Here is a 12,962-nt window from a genome sequence, read left to right as displayed (position 1 = left end):
CTGAATGAGGTGTTTGGATCAAACTGGGGCGATGTTAGGCTTTAACAAAAGAAATTTCAGTTCAATATTAACCCCCGATTTGACTTTAATTTCACCCCAATTTACAGTTGAAACAATATTCAATTAACTGCACATAAATGGAACAAAATTTACTCGATACCATTGACCTGCAACTGCTGGACGCCCTGCAGCGTGATGCCAGCATCAGCAATGTGGCACTGGCCGAGCGGGTGAACGTGTCGCCCCCCACTTGCCTGCGCCGCGTCAAGCGGCTGACCGATGGTGGCTGGATCGAGCGTCAGGTGGCGGTGCTGAGCACCGACAAACTGGCCGCCAGCTTGGGCCACGGCCTGAACGCCTTGGTCGAGGTGTCGCTGGACCGCCAAGGCAGCGAACACCTGGACGCCTTTGAAGCCCGCGCTGTGGCACACGACGCCGTGCAGCAGTGCTGGCGCGTGTCGCCCGGCCCCGACTTCATGCTGGTGGTGCAGGCCCGCGACATGCCGCACTACCTGGCGATCAGCCAAACCCTGTTCACGCAAGACACCAATGTGCGCAACGTGAAAGCGTTTTTTGCCACCAAACGGGCCAAGTTCACGACGGCTTGGCCGGTATTCCCAATCGCTCATTGATCCGACTCGGTGAAGTTGGCATGAACACTTATTGGTAGGAGCGGCACCCTCGTCGCAATAACCCTCGAAGAACACCACCCATCGCCCCGAGGGCGGGGCTCCCACACAGATTGCATGGCTGACCGCTAAGCCCAAGACAGGCCTTTCACTGCAAACTTCACAGGGCCGGATCAATCGTTGGCCAAGAGATCCAGCGCTTGGTGAACAGACACGATGCGCAGCCCCAGCACCTCAGGCGCTTCCAGCAAGTCCTTGTCGCCGCTGACCAAGCAGTGCGCCGGTGCTTTCAGTGCGGCTTCAATGAAATGGTCGTCATCGCGATCACGGCAATACTGCCCAGGCTCTCCTGACTCCACCCAAATCGCACAGGCGCTGAAGTCGCGCAACAAACGCTCGCGGTCTTCCAAAGAGATGTACCGGTCAAATTGGGGTCGGTAAATCCGCGTGCGCAGCTCATCAAACGTGGCTTGAGAAAACACCAGCCGGTGCTGCGCCAATGCCGACTGCACCAGCTTGGCGGGTGCGCCTTGCGAAGAGAGCGCGGCGCTGATGAGGATGTTGGTGTCAATGACCCGCTTAAGACTCGTCACGCAGCAAATCTTCCAGCAGCTCAGAGGTCAAGCCCGCATGCTCAGCCTTGGTGGCCGTGTCCACCAAGGTGTGCTGCAGGCGGTTGGCGTAAAACTCAAGCATGGCTTCGTAGTCGTGCGCGGAGACCATGACGCCGACCACACGATCACGGCGCATGACGCGCACGGGCTCACGTTGCGCCAGATCGATGAAATGACCGAACTGGGTTTTGGCTTCGTTGGCAGTTAGGGTTTGCATGGCACCAATATAAAACCAAACGAATGAATCATTCGATTGGGTCGAGATCTTACAGTTGGCCCCCTGAGCACACAGGTGTGAAAGAATCCCCGGTCAAGCCGGGCGAGCCGATCTTCGGCAAGCCCACCCAAAGGAGAACAGGCATGAATGTGATCATCATCACGGGCGCATCGGAAGGCATTGGGGCTGAAATGGCCACCCAGTTGGCCCAATCAAAAGGCGCTGCCGTGGCGTTGGTGCTGGCGGCCCGCCAGGCGGCCAAGCTCGAGGCGGTGGCTGCCGCCTGCCGTCCGCATGGGGCGCAAGTGCTGTGCGTGCCGACCGATGTCAGCGTGCGCGCAGACTGCGAAGCCCTGATCGCCCGGACCCTGCAGCAATTTGGCCGGATCGACACGCTGATCAACAACGCCGGTATTTCCGCACACGCCCTGCTGCAAGATGTGGATGCCGCCCATTTGGGTTGGTACGAAGAGCTCATGCGGGTCAACCTGTGGGGCACCCTCTGGTGCACCCATGCCGCGCTGCCGCACCTCAAAGCCTCACGCGGCCGCATCGTGGCGGTCTCGTCGCTGGCGGGTTTGGTGGGTGTGCCCGGTCGCACGGCTTACTGCACCAGCAAATTTGCGATGAATGGCTTCATGGAAGCGCTGCGCACCGAATTGCAGGCCGATGGGGTGTCGGTGACGGTGGCCTACCCCGGGGTGGTGGACACCGACATCCGCCGCCGAGGCTTCAATGCGCTGGGCCAGCCTGCAGGCTCCAGCGGCTTGAGCGAAGACAAAGCCATGCCCGTCGACGTGTGCGTGCGCAAAATCTTGGAAGGCACCGAGCGACGTCAGCGCGATGTGCTCATGAGCCCGACCGGGTATTTGAGCCGCTGGCTCAAGCTGATCGCCCCGAGTTGGGTGGATCGCATGGCCTGGGCGGCTCTGAAAAAGTCCGATCAACAACGCTGAACTGGCCACTGAACACGCCGCTGAACTGACCAGGCTCAGGCCTTGGGCTTTTTCTGGGGCCGCGCCCAGTTCGCGATGCTGACCTGCTTGCCGCGCGCCACGCTCAAGGCCCCAGGCTCGGTGCTTTTGGTGATGGTCGATCCGCCGCCCACGGTGCCGCCTGCGCCAATCGTCACGGGTGCCACCAGCACGCAGTTGCTGCCAATGTGCACATCGGCCTCGATCACCGTGCGGTGTTTGTTGGCGCCGTCGTAATTGGCAGTGATGCTGCCCGCGCCGTAATTCACGCGCTCACCCACAGTGGCGTCGCCCAGATAGGCCAGGTGGTTGGCTTTGGCACCCTTGGCCAAGGTGGAGTTTTTGACCTCGACAAAGTTGCCAATGTGCACTTCGGCCCCCAGCTGCGCACCGGGGCGCAGGCGGGCAAACGGGCCAATCAAGGCACCCTCGCCCACCGTAACGCCGAGTTTTTCGCCGTCAATGTGGGTGAAGGGGTGGATCACGGCACCCGCTTCAATGGTGCAGTTGGCAATCACGCAATTCGCGCCAATTTTCACGCCCTCGCCCAAAGACACCTGGCCTTCAAAAATGCAGTTCACGTCAATCTCGACGTCTTGCGCACAGTCCAGCTGGCCACGCAGGTCAAAGCGGGCCGGGTCTTTCAGGCGCACACCCTGCTCCATCAGGCGCTGAGCCTGGCGCAGTTGGTGGGCGCGTTCGAGCTCGGCCAGTTGCACCGGGCTGTTGATGCCTGCCACTTGCAGCGGGTCGGCAATCTTGTGCGCCACCACCGGCAAACCATCGGCCACCGCCAGCTTGACGACATCGGTCAGGTAGTACTCGCCCTGCGCGTTCTGGTTGTCGATGCGGCCTAACCAGCCTTTGAGCAAATGGGCGGGCACGGCCATGATGCCGCTGTACACCTCTTGAATCTGGCGCTGCGCCTCGGTCGCGTCTTTGTGCTCGACGATGGCCTGCACCTGAGTGCCCTCACGCACGATGCGGCCGTAGCCCGTCGGATCGGCAAAGTCGATGGTCAGCAGGGCCAGCTGCTTGCCGCCGCACTGCTCAATCAGCGCTTGCAAGGTGTCGGCCTGCGTCAAGGGCACATCGCCCGACAAAACCACCACCACGCCATCGTCGGCCAGTGCAGGCACGGCCTGCTGCACAGCGTGACCGGTGCCCAGCTGGGGTTCCTGGCGCACACACTGCACCGCCATGGCCTGGCCCGGTGCCAGCAACAGGGGCTCGACCTGGTCGGCACCGTGCCCAGTAATGACCACGGCCGAGCGGGCGTTCAGCTGCGCGGCGGTGTTCAACACATGCTGCACCAGCGGCACACCCGCCAAGCGTTGCAGCACTTTGGGCAGGCGGCTTTTCATGCGGGTGCCTTTGCCAGCCGCCATCACGACGACATCAATGGGGAGCTGGGATAGAGGGGTCATGACTGGGTCTACTTTCTCATTTGGCCACCGCTGGATGACGGTATTGATATTCATATCAATTATCGCTTTTGGCTGTCAGACATATGATGTCGGCCAACCAAGGCACATCAAAAATGTTCATTTCAATATTTGGGATTTCGGGCTTACCTGGCTTATGGGGCCGCCAAGTTCGACAGGGCCCGATGATTCGATGGTGGGCGCTGTGGCTGGCGCTGCCTTTTTTGCAGGGTTGCAGTGCCATCAAATTGGGTTACCAACAACTGCCCACTTTGTCCTATTGGTGGCTGGACAGCGCCCTTTCGTTCAATGACGCCCAGTCCGATCGGGCCAAAGAAGCTTTGGCGAATGTTTACCGCTGGCACCGTGGACAAGAGTTGGCCACTTACAGCGACTTGCTCCAACGCGTCAGCGAGTTGAGCCAGAACAACCTGCAAGCCAGCCAGGTGTGCAGCGTTTGGAGCGACGTGCAGGGCCTGATGGACCGAAGCGTGCGTGTGGCGGCGGCACAAGCGGTCCCGGTGGTGCAGATGCTGGGGCCACGCCAATTGAGCCACTTGGCGCGGCATTTGGACAGGAAAAACGAAGACTGGGACAAGGAGTGGCTGCAAGGCAATGCCAGCGAGCGACTGGAGCGCAGGGTCGAGAAGACCTTGGAGCGCTACCGCTCTTTTTATGGTGATCTCAACCTGACTCAAATCGCTTTGGTCAAAACTCAAGTCAGCCAGTCGGCTTGGACACCAGAGTGGGGACGCCAAGAAAGACTGCGGCGTGAGCAGGATTTGCTGTCCGTCTTGCGGCAGTCTTCGCAGGGCAGAGCCAATGCGACCCAAACAGAAACCAACTTGTTGGCCGTTTGGCAAAGAGCATGGACCCCTGCGCAAGAGTCGGACCGCGCCATCACAGCGCAGATGTCCAAGCAGGCCTGCGACAACTTGGCCCAGCTGCACAACACCACCACCGCCGAACAGCGACAAAGGGCTGCCCGCAGGATGCGGGCTTATGAGCAGGATCTGCGAGATTTGCTCAGGCCTTGAGCGCTGAAAGCGGTTGCAAACCGCTTTGATTGATCTGGCCCTGTGAAGTTTGAATTGAAAGATCCGTGTGGGAGCCCCGCCCTCGGGACGATGTTTGGTGGTCTGTGAGACTCTATCGCGACGAGGGCGTCGCTCCTACAAAAAAGCGTCGATGCGAACATCATCGGGCCGGATGCAGAGCGTGGGGCGTCTTCAGCTTTGCAGCGCCTTCCACATCTCCATGTCGCGCTCGGCCGTCCAGATGCGGGGGTTCTTGATGCCACTGGCTTCGTCGTAAGCGCGGGTCACGTCAAACGGCAGACAGTGCTCGTAAATGAAGACATGGCCAAACACCGGGTCCATGCTTTTGCGGGTGTGGGCCATGGCGGCTTTGAGGTCCATGTTTTCCGCCACAGCTTCTTTGCCAGCCTGGAACAAAGTCGTGACCCAGCGCTGGGTATAGTCCAGGGCCTTGTTGACGTTGTCATTGCCCTTCATGGCTTCGCCGCGACCGGGCACGATGAACTCGGCCTTCAGGGCGCGCAGGGCTTCGAGCGTAGCGGGCCACTCTTCAAGCTGCGCGTCGCCCGTGTAGACACCGGCTTCGTATTCGACCAGATCACCCGAGAACAGCACTTTTTCTTCTTCCACCCAAGCGATGGTGTCGCCACGGGTGTGGCCGGGGCCCGGATGCCAGATCTGTACCACCACGCCGCCCAAGTTGATGCTGAGCTTGCCGGGCACTTCGCCTTTTGTGGGGTTGCCACCACCCACCACCATGGTGGGCCAGGTCAGGCCGGGGATGCTGTCTGCGCCACGGAACAGGCGCGGAAAGCGCTCCATCTCGCTCTTCATGTCTTGTGCGCCGCGTTCCTTGATCAGGTCCAAAGTGCCTTCGCTGGCAATGATCTCGGTCGCACCTTCGGCGGCGTAGGCGTAAGCGCCCAACACACGCACCGCGTGGTAATGGGTCAGCAGCACGTATTTGATGGGCAAGTCGCTGACGGTGCGGATCTTTTTGATCAGGTCTTGCGCCATGGCGGGCGTGGCGGTGGCGTCGCTGACCATGATGAAACGGTCACCGATGATCACGCCCGAATTGGGGTCACCCTCGGCGGTGTAGGCCCAGCAGTGCTCGCTGAGTTGCTCAAAGGTGATCTTCTTCTCGGTCAAATCGGCCTGGCTGGCGAAGGCTTTGGTGGGAGCGCTGGACATGGAAATTTCTCCGGTCAATGAATGGGACGAATTTTACCTAAACGAAATGCGTTACGGATTGTTGAATTTTTGCAAGCCAAGAAGGTGGGATCGGCAGGAGCGCTTCGTTGGCCAATTTCTCTGTGGATCGGTGGCATCAGGTCCAACAGGGTGGGCTTCGGCAAAAGTCCATGTCGGGGCTGAAGCCGCCGACCTACAAAACACCGCAGATCCTGTCCTTCACACGCCACCCAAACCCTTTTCCAACATGCCAATGACCTCGTCGGCGAAGGCCGCATAGCTGATGGGGCCGCCGGGGCGCAGCCAGGTGAAGGTCCAGTTGATCATGCCCAGCAGCATCATGGTCAGGGCGGTCTGGTTGGTCGGGGTCAGGCGCTCGGGATAAGCACGCTTCAAAAATCGGGTCATGGCGGCCACGATGTCACGCTGACGATTGAGGATCAGTTCACGCGGGGACAAGCCGTTGGCAGGCAAGGCCAGGTCGGGCACGTCGCTCAAAAATTGCGTGTCGTTGAGCAGTGCCGCATGCCGGGTGGCCGAGGTTTCATATTCCCGCAAAAAGGCCCGCACCAACTCGTGCAGCGCTGCCCGATCGTTCAGGTCTTTGCGCTGGGCGGTGGCTTGGGTTTGCGCAATCAGCGCCAGCAGCCGCTGGGTGTGGCGGTCCAGCAGGTCAAACAAAATGGCCTCTTTGCTCTCGTAATAGTGGTACAGCCGGGCTTTGGACGTGCCACACGCGGTGGCGATCTCATTCATGCTGGCCGCAGGGTAACTGCGCTGTGCAAAGCATTGCGCTGCGATGTCCAGGATCGCGTCGCGTTTGATGTCGTGGGTTGCGGATTTGGGTCTTGCCATATTGCTTCAGTTCAAACCGGCCAGACCACGCCGTTGTCGTTCAGGATCGCGTCCAGCGGCTCGTCGTGGTCTTCGGGCTCCAGATCGTCCAAAAACCCGTGGGTGTAACCCAAACCCACCGTAAAAGGCTTGGGCTGCAAAGTGGCCAGGGTGCGGTCGTAAAAGCCGCCGCCATAGCCCAAGCGGTAGCCACCAATGCCGTAGCCCACGCAGGGCACAAACAGCAAGGTGGGCACGATGACTTCGGTGTCCTTGGGTTTGGGGATGCCGTAGGCGTCTTCTTCCATGGGGCAGCCGGGGTACCAGGTGTGAAACGTCAGGGTTTTGTGCTGCTTGTTGACCACAGGCAGACCAATGCGGCGGCGCTGGGGTTCGCCGTGCAGTTCGCCGTCTTCTTTCCAGCGGTGCAGCGCGGGCAGCGGGTCAAACTCGCCTTTGATGGGCCAATAAGCGCCAATCACGGTGTCTGGGCGGTCAAACAGCCAGATGCGCATGACGCGCTGCAAGGCCTCGGCCCGCGCCAATCGGTCCGGCAGATTCAACCGTTCTTCAATCAAGGCCTTTCGCAAGGCTTTCTTGGCTTGTGCTTTGTCCATAATCAACCCATGCCTTATTCAATCAAGCGACTGATACCGATTCTGACACTGCTGAGTGCACTGACCCTGACAGGTCTGGCCAGTTTTGCTGCGCAAGCGCAAAACAAGGGCGATGAGCTGATGCTGGAAATGCACCAGGCTTCGCGCAAAAACGACAAAGTCCGCCTGGCCGCGCTGCTGCCGCAGGTGCGGGGCCATGTGCTGGAGCCGCTCGCCGCCTATTGGGAACTGCGCGCACGGCTGGACACGGCACCCCACTCCGAAATTCGCGGTTTTCTGGACGCTTATGCGGGCAGCTACTACGAAGACCGGCTGCGCAACGACTGGCTGCTGCAGCTGGGCAAACGCCGCGACTGGGCCACCTTCACCGCCGAATACCCACACTTTCGCATGCGCGATGACCGCGAGGTGCGCTGCTATGCGCTGGCCACCGAGGCCATGAACAGCAAGGCCCATGTGGCCGACGAAGCCAAACGCCTGTGGTACGCCCTGCGCGAGGCCGACGATGGCTGCACTTATGTGGCCGACCATTTGCATTCAGGCAAACAAATCAACGGCCTGGACTTGTGGCGCAAGGCGCGCTTGGCCATGGACGCCAACCGCCCCAGACCCGCCAAAGACGCGGTGGACATCGAAGCCCCACGCTTGTCCGAGCAAGTGACCCTGATCCACGCCGACCCGGCCAAGTACCTGGACAAACGCATCATTGCCATCACACGAAATCGCAAGGAGCTGGCGGTTTTGGCCCTGATCCGCCTGGCCGCCAGCAACCCAGACGAGGCCGCAGCGCGACTGGACAAGCACTGGGACCTGATGCTCAGTGCCGAAGAGCGCCACTGGACCTGGGGCGTGATTGGCAAGCAAGCGGCCCAAAAACTGCAGGACAACGCCACCAGCTACTTTGCCAAAGTGCAAAAAGACAGTGATTTGAACGACGATCTGCTGGGCTGGAAGGTGCGCGCCGCCATGCGCCAGGGCCAGTGGCGGCAAGTGCTGAGCGCCACACAAGCCATGAGCCCCGAATCACAAAAAGACCCCACCTGGGTGTATTGGCGTGCACGCGCCCTGCTGGCCACCGCCGCCAGCGATGCCGCGCAAAAACAAGAAGCACACAAGCTGCTGCGCAGCATCGCCAGTGTGCGGGGCTTTTATGAACAATTGGCTCTGGAAGACCTGGGCCAGCCCATCGCCGTGCCCGAGCGCCCCGCCCCCCTCACGCCCCAGGAAAAGTCCGCCGCCTTGACCAACCCTGGCTTGCAACGTGCGCTGTACGCCATCAACATCGGCCTGCGCCCGGAAGGCAACCGCGAGTGGAACTACAGCACCAATTTGCACACGCCCGGCGGCATGAACGACCGCGAACTGCTGGCCGCGGCCGACCTGGCTTGCCAGCGCCAGGTGTGGGACCGCTGCATCAACACCAGTGACCGGACCCGCGACCTCATCGACTTTGAACAGCGCTTTCCGCTGCCCCTGCGCGACATCGTGGTGCGCCGGGCTGAGCAAATCCGTCTGGACCCAGCCTATGTGTACGGCCTGATCCGCCAAGAAAGCCGCTTCATCATGGACGCCCGATCGCATGTGGGGGCCTCGGGCCTGATGCAGGTCATGCCCGCCACCGCCAAATGGACCGCCAAAAAAATCGGCCTGAGCAGTTTCACCCCTGACCAGATCACCGACCGCGAGGTGAATGTGGCCATCGGCACGGGTTACCTCAAGCTCGTGCTGGACGACTTTGAAGGCTCCATGCCCATGGCGGCTGCCGCCTACAACGCCGGGCCTGGCCGCCCCCGCAACTGGCGCAATGGCCCGGTGCTCGAAGCGGCCATCTGGGCCGAGAACATCCCTTTCCATGAGACGCGTGATTACGTGAAAAAAGTGCTGTCCAACACCACCAACTACGCGGCGGTCCTGACGCGCCAGCCGCAATCCCTGAAAAGCCGCTTGGGTCAAGTCGGCCCCAGAAACACCGCCATGACCGAAGCCAGCAAAGATTTGCCCTGATGATCCAGCCCGATGATGTTTGCATGAACACTTTTTTGTGGGAGCAGCGCCCTCGCCGCGATCAAGTCTCGCAGACCACCACCCATCGCCCCGAGGGCGGGGCTCCCACAGGGATTGGCGTGCTGATCGCCAAGCCTTTTGATCCAGCCCGATGATGTTTGCATGAACGCTTTTTTGTAGGAGCGGTGCCCTCGCCGAGATCAAGCCTCGCAGACCACCACCCATCGCCCCGAGGGCGGGGCTCCCACAGGGATTGGGGTGCTGATCGCCAAGCCTTTTGATCCAGCGCGATGATGTTTGCATGAACACTTTTTTGTGGGAGCGGTGCCCTCGCCGCGATCAAGCCTCGCAGACCACCACCCATCGCCCCGAGGGCGGGGCTCCCACAGGGATTGCAGCGTTGATCACTGAGCCTTTTGGTCCAGCCCGATGATGTTTGCATGAACGCTTTTTTGTGGAAGCAGCGCCCTCGCCGAGATCAAGCCTCGCAGACCACCACCCATCGCCCCGAGGGCGGGGCTCCCACAGGGATTGGGGTTCTCAGGCAAAGCTGTTCACTTCTAACTTCACAGAGCCGGATCAATCGTCAGAGGCCTCCTGCATGTTCAGGCCTGCGGCGACGGCCCCAGCAACTCGTCCAGATTGGACTTGATTTTCTCTTCGATCTTTGCGCTATAAGCCCCCAGCAAAAAGCCCAGTTTCAGCTGCAGGTCAAAACGTGTGTCGGTCACAACCAACTCACCGCTCACACCACTGCGTGCAAAGCGCATGCGGTCTTCCGATTCGCCAGGTACTGACTCGCAAGCCATGCCCCACTCCTGCTCGGCCTGTTCGCGCCAGCGTTCGGCCACGGCGCGTGCCCCGGCCAGTCCCAGGGTGTGTTTTCGTTCGATGTTCAGTTCGGGCATGGTGTTTGAATGGGGTTTTTTGAAGGGTCAGGCTGTGGCCGCTGAATGGACAGTCGGCTTGAAGGCGGTATCGGTCGCAACCTCCACCAAGCAGTCGTAAAAAACGGGCGCACGGCCCAAGTCGGTCAGGTGCTGGCTGGTCAGCTCGTTCACGTTGGTGCCGTTCAGCCCCAGCTTGCGCCACCAAATGCCCAGGCCATTGACCACGCCGGGCCGCGCACGCTGGTTCACCCGCGCTTTGCAGTGGTAGGTGCCCCGGTCGTTGAACACACGCACCACCGCGCCGTCGGCAATGCCCCGGGCGGCTGCATCCTCAGGGTGCATTTCCAGCACTGGCTCGGCTTCGATGTCACGCAGGCTTTGCACGTTGACAAAGGTCGAGTTCAAAAAGTTACGCGCAGGCGGCGAGATCATGGCCAGCGGGTAGCGCCCACCGGGCGTGGCCAACTCGTAATTGGGCAGGTGGTCGGGCAGGCCATCCAAGCCCTGATCGGCCAGGCGCTGGCTGAAAAACTCGCACTTGCCCGAAGTCGATGGAAAGCCGCCTTGCGCAAAGGGCGCATCGGGCACGGGCAAAGAGGCGAAGCCATGCGCCAGCAGCTGATCAAAGTCCTTTTCATCGCCAATCGCGCTGCGGCACAGGCTTTCGTCGCTCTCGGCGAAACACGGGTCGTCAAACCCCATACGTGCAGCCAGCGCCCGGAAGATGTCGGTGTTGGTGCGTGCATCGCCCACGGGCGCAATCGCGGGGCGATTCAGCAGCAAGTCGGTGTGACCGTAGCTGGTGTGGATGTCCCAGTGCTCCAGCTGGGTAGTCGCGGGCAGAATGAAGTCGGCGTAATCGGCCGTGTCGGTCTGAAAATGTTCCAGCACCACGGTGAACAGGTCTTCGCGGCCAAAGCCCTGCACCACCTTGCCCGACTCGGGTGCAATCGCCACCGGGTTGCTGTTGTAAACGATCAAGGCTTCGATTTGCGGGCCAAACGTGGGCGATGACGGGCGAAGCAAGTCGTCGCCAATGGTACTCATGTTGATGGTGCGGGGGCGCCGCTCGCCCAGCAGGTCGGGCCGCTGCAAAGCCGCCCGGCGCACCGGGAAGTGCCCCGAGCTGCTGAGCAAGACCCCGCCCGCCCGGTGCCGCCACGCGCCCGTGAGCGCAGGCAGGCAGGCAATCGCCCGCACTGCGTTGCCGCCGCCGCGCACGCGCTGCATGCCGTAATTCAGGCGAATGGCGGCGGGTTGGGTGCTGCCCCAGTCGCGGGCCAGTTGGCGGATTTGCAGGGCCGGAACGCCGCACACCTCGGCGGCACGTTCGGGCGTCCATTGCAAAGCGCGGGCCTTCAAGGCGTCCCAGCCCAGGGTGTAGCGGTCGATGTAGTCTTGGTCGAGCCAGCCGTGCACGATCAGCTCGTGCATGAGGGCCAGCGCCAGCGCGGCGTCGGTGCCGGGGCGCAAGGCGATGTGTTCGTGGCATTTTTCGGCTGTCTCGCTGCGGCGGGGGTCGATGCACACCAGCTTCGCGCCGCTGCGCTTGGCCTCTTGAGCGATGCGCCAAAAGTGCAGGTTGCTGCCAATCGAGTTGCTGCCCCAGATGACGATCAGCTTGGATTCAGCAAAAAACTCCACCTTCATGCCCACCTTGTTGCCCAAGGTCTGGGTCAGCGCTTCGGCCCCGGCCGAGGCACAAATTGTGCGGTCCAAGAGCGACGCGCCCAGCTGGTGGAAAAACCGCGCCGCGATCGACTCGCTTTGCACCAGGCCCATGGTGCCCGCATAGCTGTAAGGCAAGATGGCTTGCGGGTCGCGGGCAGCAATTGTTTTCAGGCGTGTCGCGATGTCGTCCAGGGCTTCATCCCAACTCACGGGCTCAAACTGGCCCGAACCTTTGGGGCCGACACGTTTGAGCGGCTGCAAAAGACGCTCGGGGTGATAAGTGCGTTCGGTGTAGCGTGCCACCTTGGTGCACAGCACGCCATCGGTCAGGGCGTGGGCCGGGTTGCCCTGCACCTTGGTCGCACGGCCGTTTTCTACCGTGGTCAACAAGGCGCAGGTATCGGGGCAATCGTGTGGACAAGCGCCTCGCACGGTGATGGGGGTGTCGGTGGTGGTCATGTGGCAAAGCTGAAGCTGGAAGCGAGATTGTCGGGTATCAGCTATGGCTTTGCCGGGGCTGAAGCCACCGACCTGCAAAAGACCTTCCCCCCGTAGGTCGGTAGCTTCAGCTCCGACATTCTTCGCTTCGGCTAAGGCCCATGTCGGGGCTGAAGCCACCGACCTACAAAAGACTCTCCCCCCGTAGGTCGGTAGCTTCAGCTCCGACATTCTTCGCTTCGGCTAAGGCCCATGTCGGGGCTGAAGCCACCGACCTACAAAAGACTCTCCCCCCGCAGGTCGGTAGCTTCAGCGCCGACATTCTTCGCTTCGGCTAAGGCCCCATGTCGGGGTTGAAGCCGCCGACCTACAAATACTGCGCCCCCTGTAGCCACCACTTCGCAAGCGAAGGATCACGG

General features: G+C 61.1%; 13 protein-coding genes. 5 read left to right on the top strand and 8 right to left on the bottom strand.

Translation table 11 applies throughout. From position 1 onward, the window contains the following. Window positions 1-137: 137 nt before the first annotated feature. A complete protein-coding gene (locus B9Z48_RS00765; protein WP_108376850.1) occupies window positions 138-632 on the top strand; it encodes an Lrp/AsnC family transcriptional regulator in 495 nt (164 codons plus the stop codon). Between the two features lie 170 nt (window positions 633-802). On the opposite strand, the gene B9Z48_RS00760 is transcribed toward B9Z48_RS00765, so the two are convergent. Next, on the bottom strand, window positions 803-1,222 hold the full coding sequence (locus tag B9Z48_RS00760; RefSeq protein ID WP_108376849.1) for a putative toxin-antitoxin system toxin component, PIN family: 420 nt from the start codon (window positions 1,220-1,222) through the stop codon (window positions 803-805). Then, complete coding sequence (locus tag B9Z48_RS00755; RefSeq protein ID WP_108376848.1) at window positions 1,209-1,460, bottom strand: type II toxin-antitoxin system Phd/YefM family antitoxin; 252 nt, start codon at window positions 1,458-1,460, stop codon at window positions 1,209-1,211. The genes B9Z48_RS00760 and B9Z48_RS00755 overlap by 14 nt, the downstream gene beginning before the upstream one ends. Window positions 1,461-1,603: 143 nt before the next feature. Here B9Z48_RS00755 and B9Z48_RS00750 point away from each other — a divergent pair, with 143 nt between their 5' ends. Then, window positions 1,604-2,416 (top strand): SDR family oxidoreductase, encoded by an 813-nt coding sequence (locus tag B9Z48_RS00750; protein ID WP_108376847.1) that lies wholly within the window; start codon window positions 1,604-1,606, stop codon window positions 2,414-2,416. A 35-nt stretch (window positions 2,417-2,451) separates the two neighbouring features. Here B9Z48_RS00750 and glmU read toward each other — a convergent pair whose 3' ends face one another. After that, window positions 2,452-3,861 (bottom strand): bifunctional UDP-N-acetylglucosamine diphosphorylase/glucosamine-1-phosphate N-acetyltransferase GlmU, encoded by a 1,410-nt coding sequence (gene glmU / locus B9Z48_RS00745; RefSeq protein WP_108376846.1) that lies wholly within the window; start codon window positions 3,859-3,861, stop codon window positions 2,452-2,454. 182 nt (window positions 3,862-4,043) lie between these two features. On the opposite strand from glmU, the gene B9Z48_RS00740 reads away from it, so the two are divergent. Next, complete coding sequence (locus B9Z48_RS00740; RefSeq protein ID WP_108377154.1) at window positions 4,044-4,895, top strand: DUF6279 family lipoprotein; 852 nt, start codon at window positions 4,044-4,046, stop codon at window positions 4,893-4,895. 192 nt (window positions 4,896-5,087) lie between these two features. Here the strand turns inward: B9Z48_RS00740 and B9Z48_RS00735 are convergent, their stop codons facing one another. The 3 genes from B9Z48_RS00735 to B9Z48_RS00725 form a co-directional block, all read right to left on the bottom strand. Then, window positions 5,088-6,089, bottom strand: coding sequence for an MBL fold metallo-hydrolase (locus tag B9Z48_RS00735; protein WP_108376845.1), 1,002 nt, complete (start codon window positions 6,087-6,089; stop codon window positions 5,088-5,090). A 219-nt stretch (window positions 6,090-6,308) separates the two neighbouring features. Then, window positions 6,309-6,944 carry a TetR/AcrR family transcriptional regulator gene (locus B9Z48_RS00730; protein WP_089953310.1) on the bottom strand — a complete coding sequence of 212 codons (636 nt, stop codon included), beginning with the start codon at window positions 6,942-6,944 and terminating at the stop codon, window positions 6,309-6,311. Window positions 6,945-6,955: 11 nt separating this feature from the next. Continuing rightward, the gene (locus tag B9Z48_RS00725; RefSeq protein WP_089953312.1) at window positions 6,956-7,540 is read right to left on the bottom strand and encodes a 5-formyltetrahydrofolate cyclo-ligase; all 585 of its coding nucleotides are present in this window, start codon (window positions 7,538-7,540) and stop codon (window positions 6,956-6,958) included. Between the two features lie 9 nt (window positions 7,541-7,549). Here B9Z48_RS00725 and B9Z48_RS00720 point away from each other — a divergent pair, with 9 nt between their 5' ends. After that, complete coding sequence (locus B9Z48_RS00720) at window positions 7,550-9,544, top strand: lytic transglycosylase domain-containing protein (protein ID WP_108376844.1); 1,995 nt, start codon at window positions 7,550-7,552, stop codon at window positions 9,542-9,544. A gap of 23 nt (window positions 9,545-9,567) precedes the next feature. Next, window positions 9,568-9,699 (top strand): hypothetical protein, encoded by a 132-nt coding sequence (locus B9Z48_RS21970; protein ID WP_255350432.1) that lies wholly within the window; start codon window positions 9,568-9,570, stop codon window positions 9,697-9,699. A 450-nt stretch (window positions 9,700-10,149) separates the two neighbouring features. On the opposite strand, the gene B9Z48_RS00715 is transcribed toward B9Z48_RS21970, so the two are convergent. Together B9Z48_RS00715 and B9Z48_RS00710 are read right to left on the bottom strand one after the other, a co-directional pair. Then, window positions 10,150-10,452, bottom strand: coding sequence for a polyhydroxyalkanoic acid system family protein (locus B9Z48_RS00715; RefSeq protein ID WP_108376843.1), 303 nt, complete (start codon window positions 10,450-10,452; stop codon window positions 10,150-10,152). 27 nt (window positions 10,453-10,479) lie between these two features. After that, window positions 10,480-12,564, bottom strand: coding sequence for a molybdopterin-dependent oxidoreductase (locus B9Z48_RS00710; RefSeq protein ID WP_108376842.1), 2,085 nt, complete (start codon window positions 12,562-12,564; stop codon window positions 10,480-10,482). Between the last annotated feature and the right edge of the window lie 398 nt (window positions 12,565-12,962).

Source organism: Limnohabitans sp. WS1 (genome assembly GCF_003063265.1).
Taxonomy (GTDB): domain Bacteria; phylum Pseudomonadota; class Gammaproteobacteria; order Burkholderiales; family Burkholderiaceae_C; genus Limnohabitans_A.
The sequence above is the reverse complement of the archived record's forward strand: the minus strand, read 5'-3'. Positions and strand labels throughout refer to the sequence as shown.

Excerpts from the sequence above, each read along its gene's own strand:
- B9Z48_RS00765 (WP_108376850.1), top strand. The coding sequence starts at position 138 with ATGGAACAAAATTTACTCGATACCATTGACCTGCAACTGCTGGACGCC.
- B9Z48_RS00755 (WP_108376848.1), bottom strand. The coding sequence starts at position 1,460 with ATGCAAACCCTAACTGCCAACGAAGCCAAAACCCAGTTCGGTCATTTC.
- B9Z48_RS00750 (WP_108376847.1), top strand. The coding sequence starts at position 1,604 with ATGAATGTGATCATCATCACGGGCGCATCGGAAGGCATTGGGGCTGAA.
- glmU (WP_108376846.1), bottom strand. The coding sequence starts at position 3,861 with ATGACCCCTCTATCCCAGCTCCCCATTGATGTCGTCGTGATGGCGGCT.
- B9Z48_RS00740 (WP_108377154.1), top strand. The coding sequence starts at position 4,044 with ATGATTCGATGGTGGGCGCTGTGGCTGGCGCTGCCTTTTTTGCAGGGT.
- B9Z48_RS00735 (WP_108376845.1), bottom strand. The coding sequence starts at position 6,089 with ATGTCCAGCGCTCCCACCAAAGCCTTCGCCAGCCAGGCCGATTTGACC.
- B9Z48_RS00730 (WP_089953310.1), bottom strand. The coding sequence starts at position 6,944 with ATGGCAAGACCCAAATCCGCAACCCACGACATCAAACGCGACGCGATC.
- B9Z48_RS00725 (WP_089953312.1), bottom strand. The coding sequence starts at position 7,540 with ATGGACAAAGCACAAGCCAAGAAAGCCTTGCGAAAGGCCTTGATTGAA.
- B9Z48_RS00720 (WP_108376844.1), top strand. The coding sequence starts at position 7,550 with ATGCCTTATTCAATCAAGCGACTGATACCGATTCTGACACTGCTGAGT.
- B9Z48_RS21970 (WP_255350432.1), top strand. The coding sequence starts at position 9,568 with ATGAACACTTTTTTGTGGGAGCAGCGCCCTCGCCGCGATCAAGTCTCG.
- B9Z48_RS00715 (WP_108376843.1), bottom strand. The coding sequence starts at position 10,452 with ATGCCCGAACTGAACATCGAACGAAAACACACCCTGGGACTGGCCGGG.
- B9Z48_RS00710 (WP_108376842.1), bottom strand. The coding sequence starts at position 12,564 with ATGACCACCACCGACACCCCCATCACCGTGCGAGGCGCTTGTCCACAC.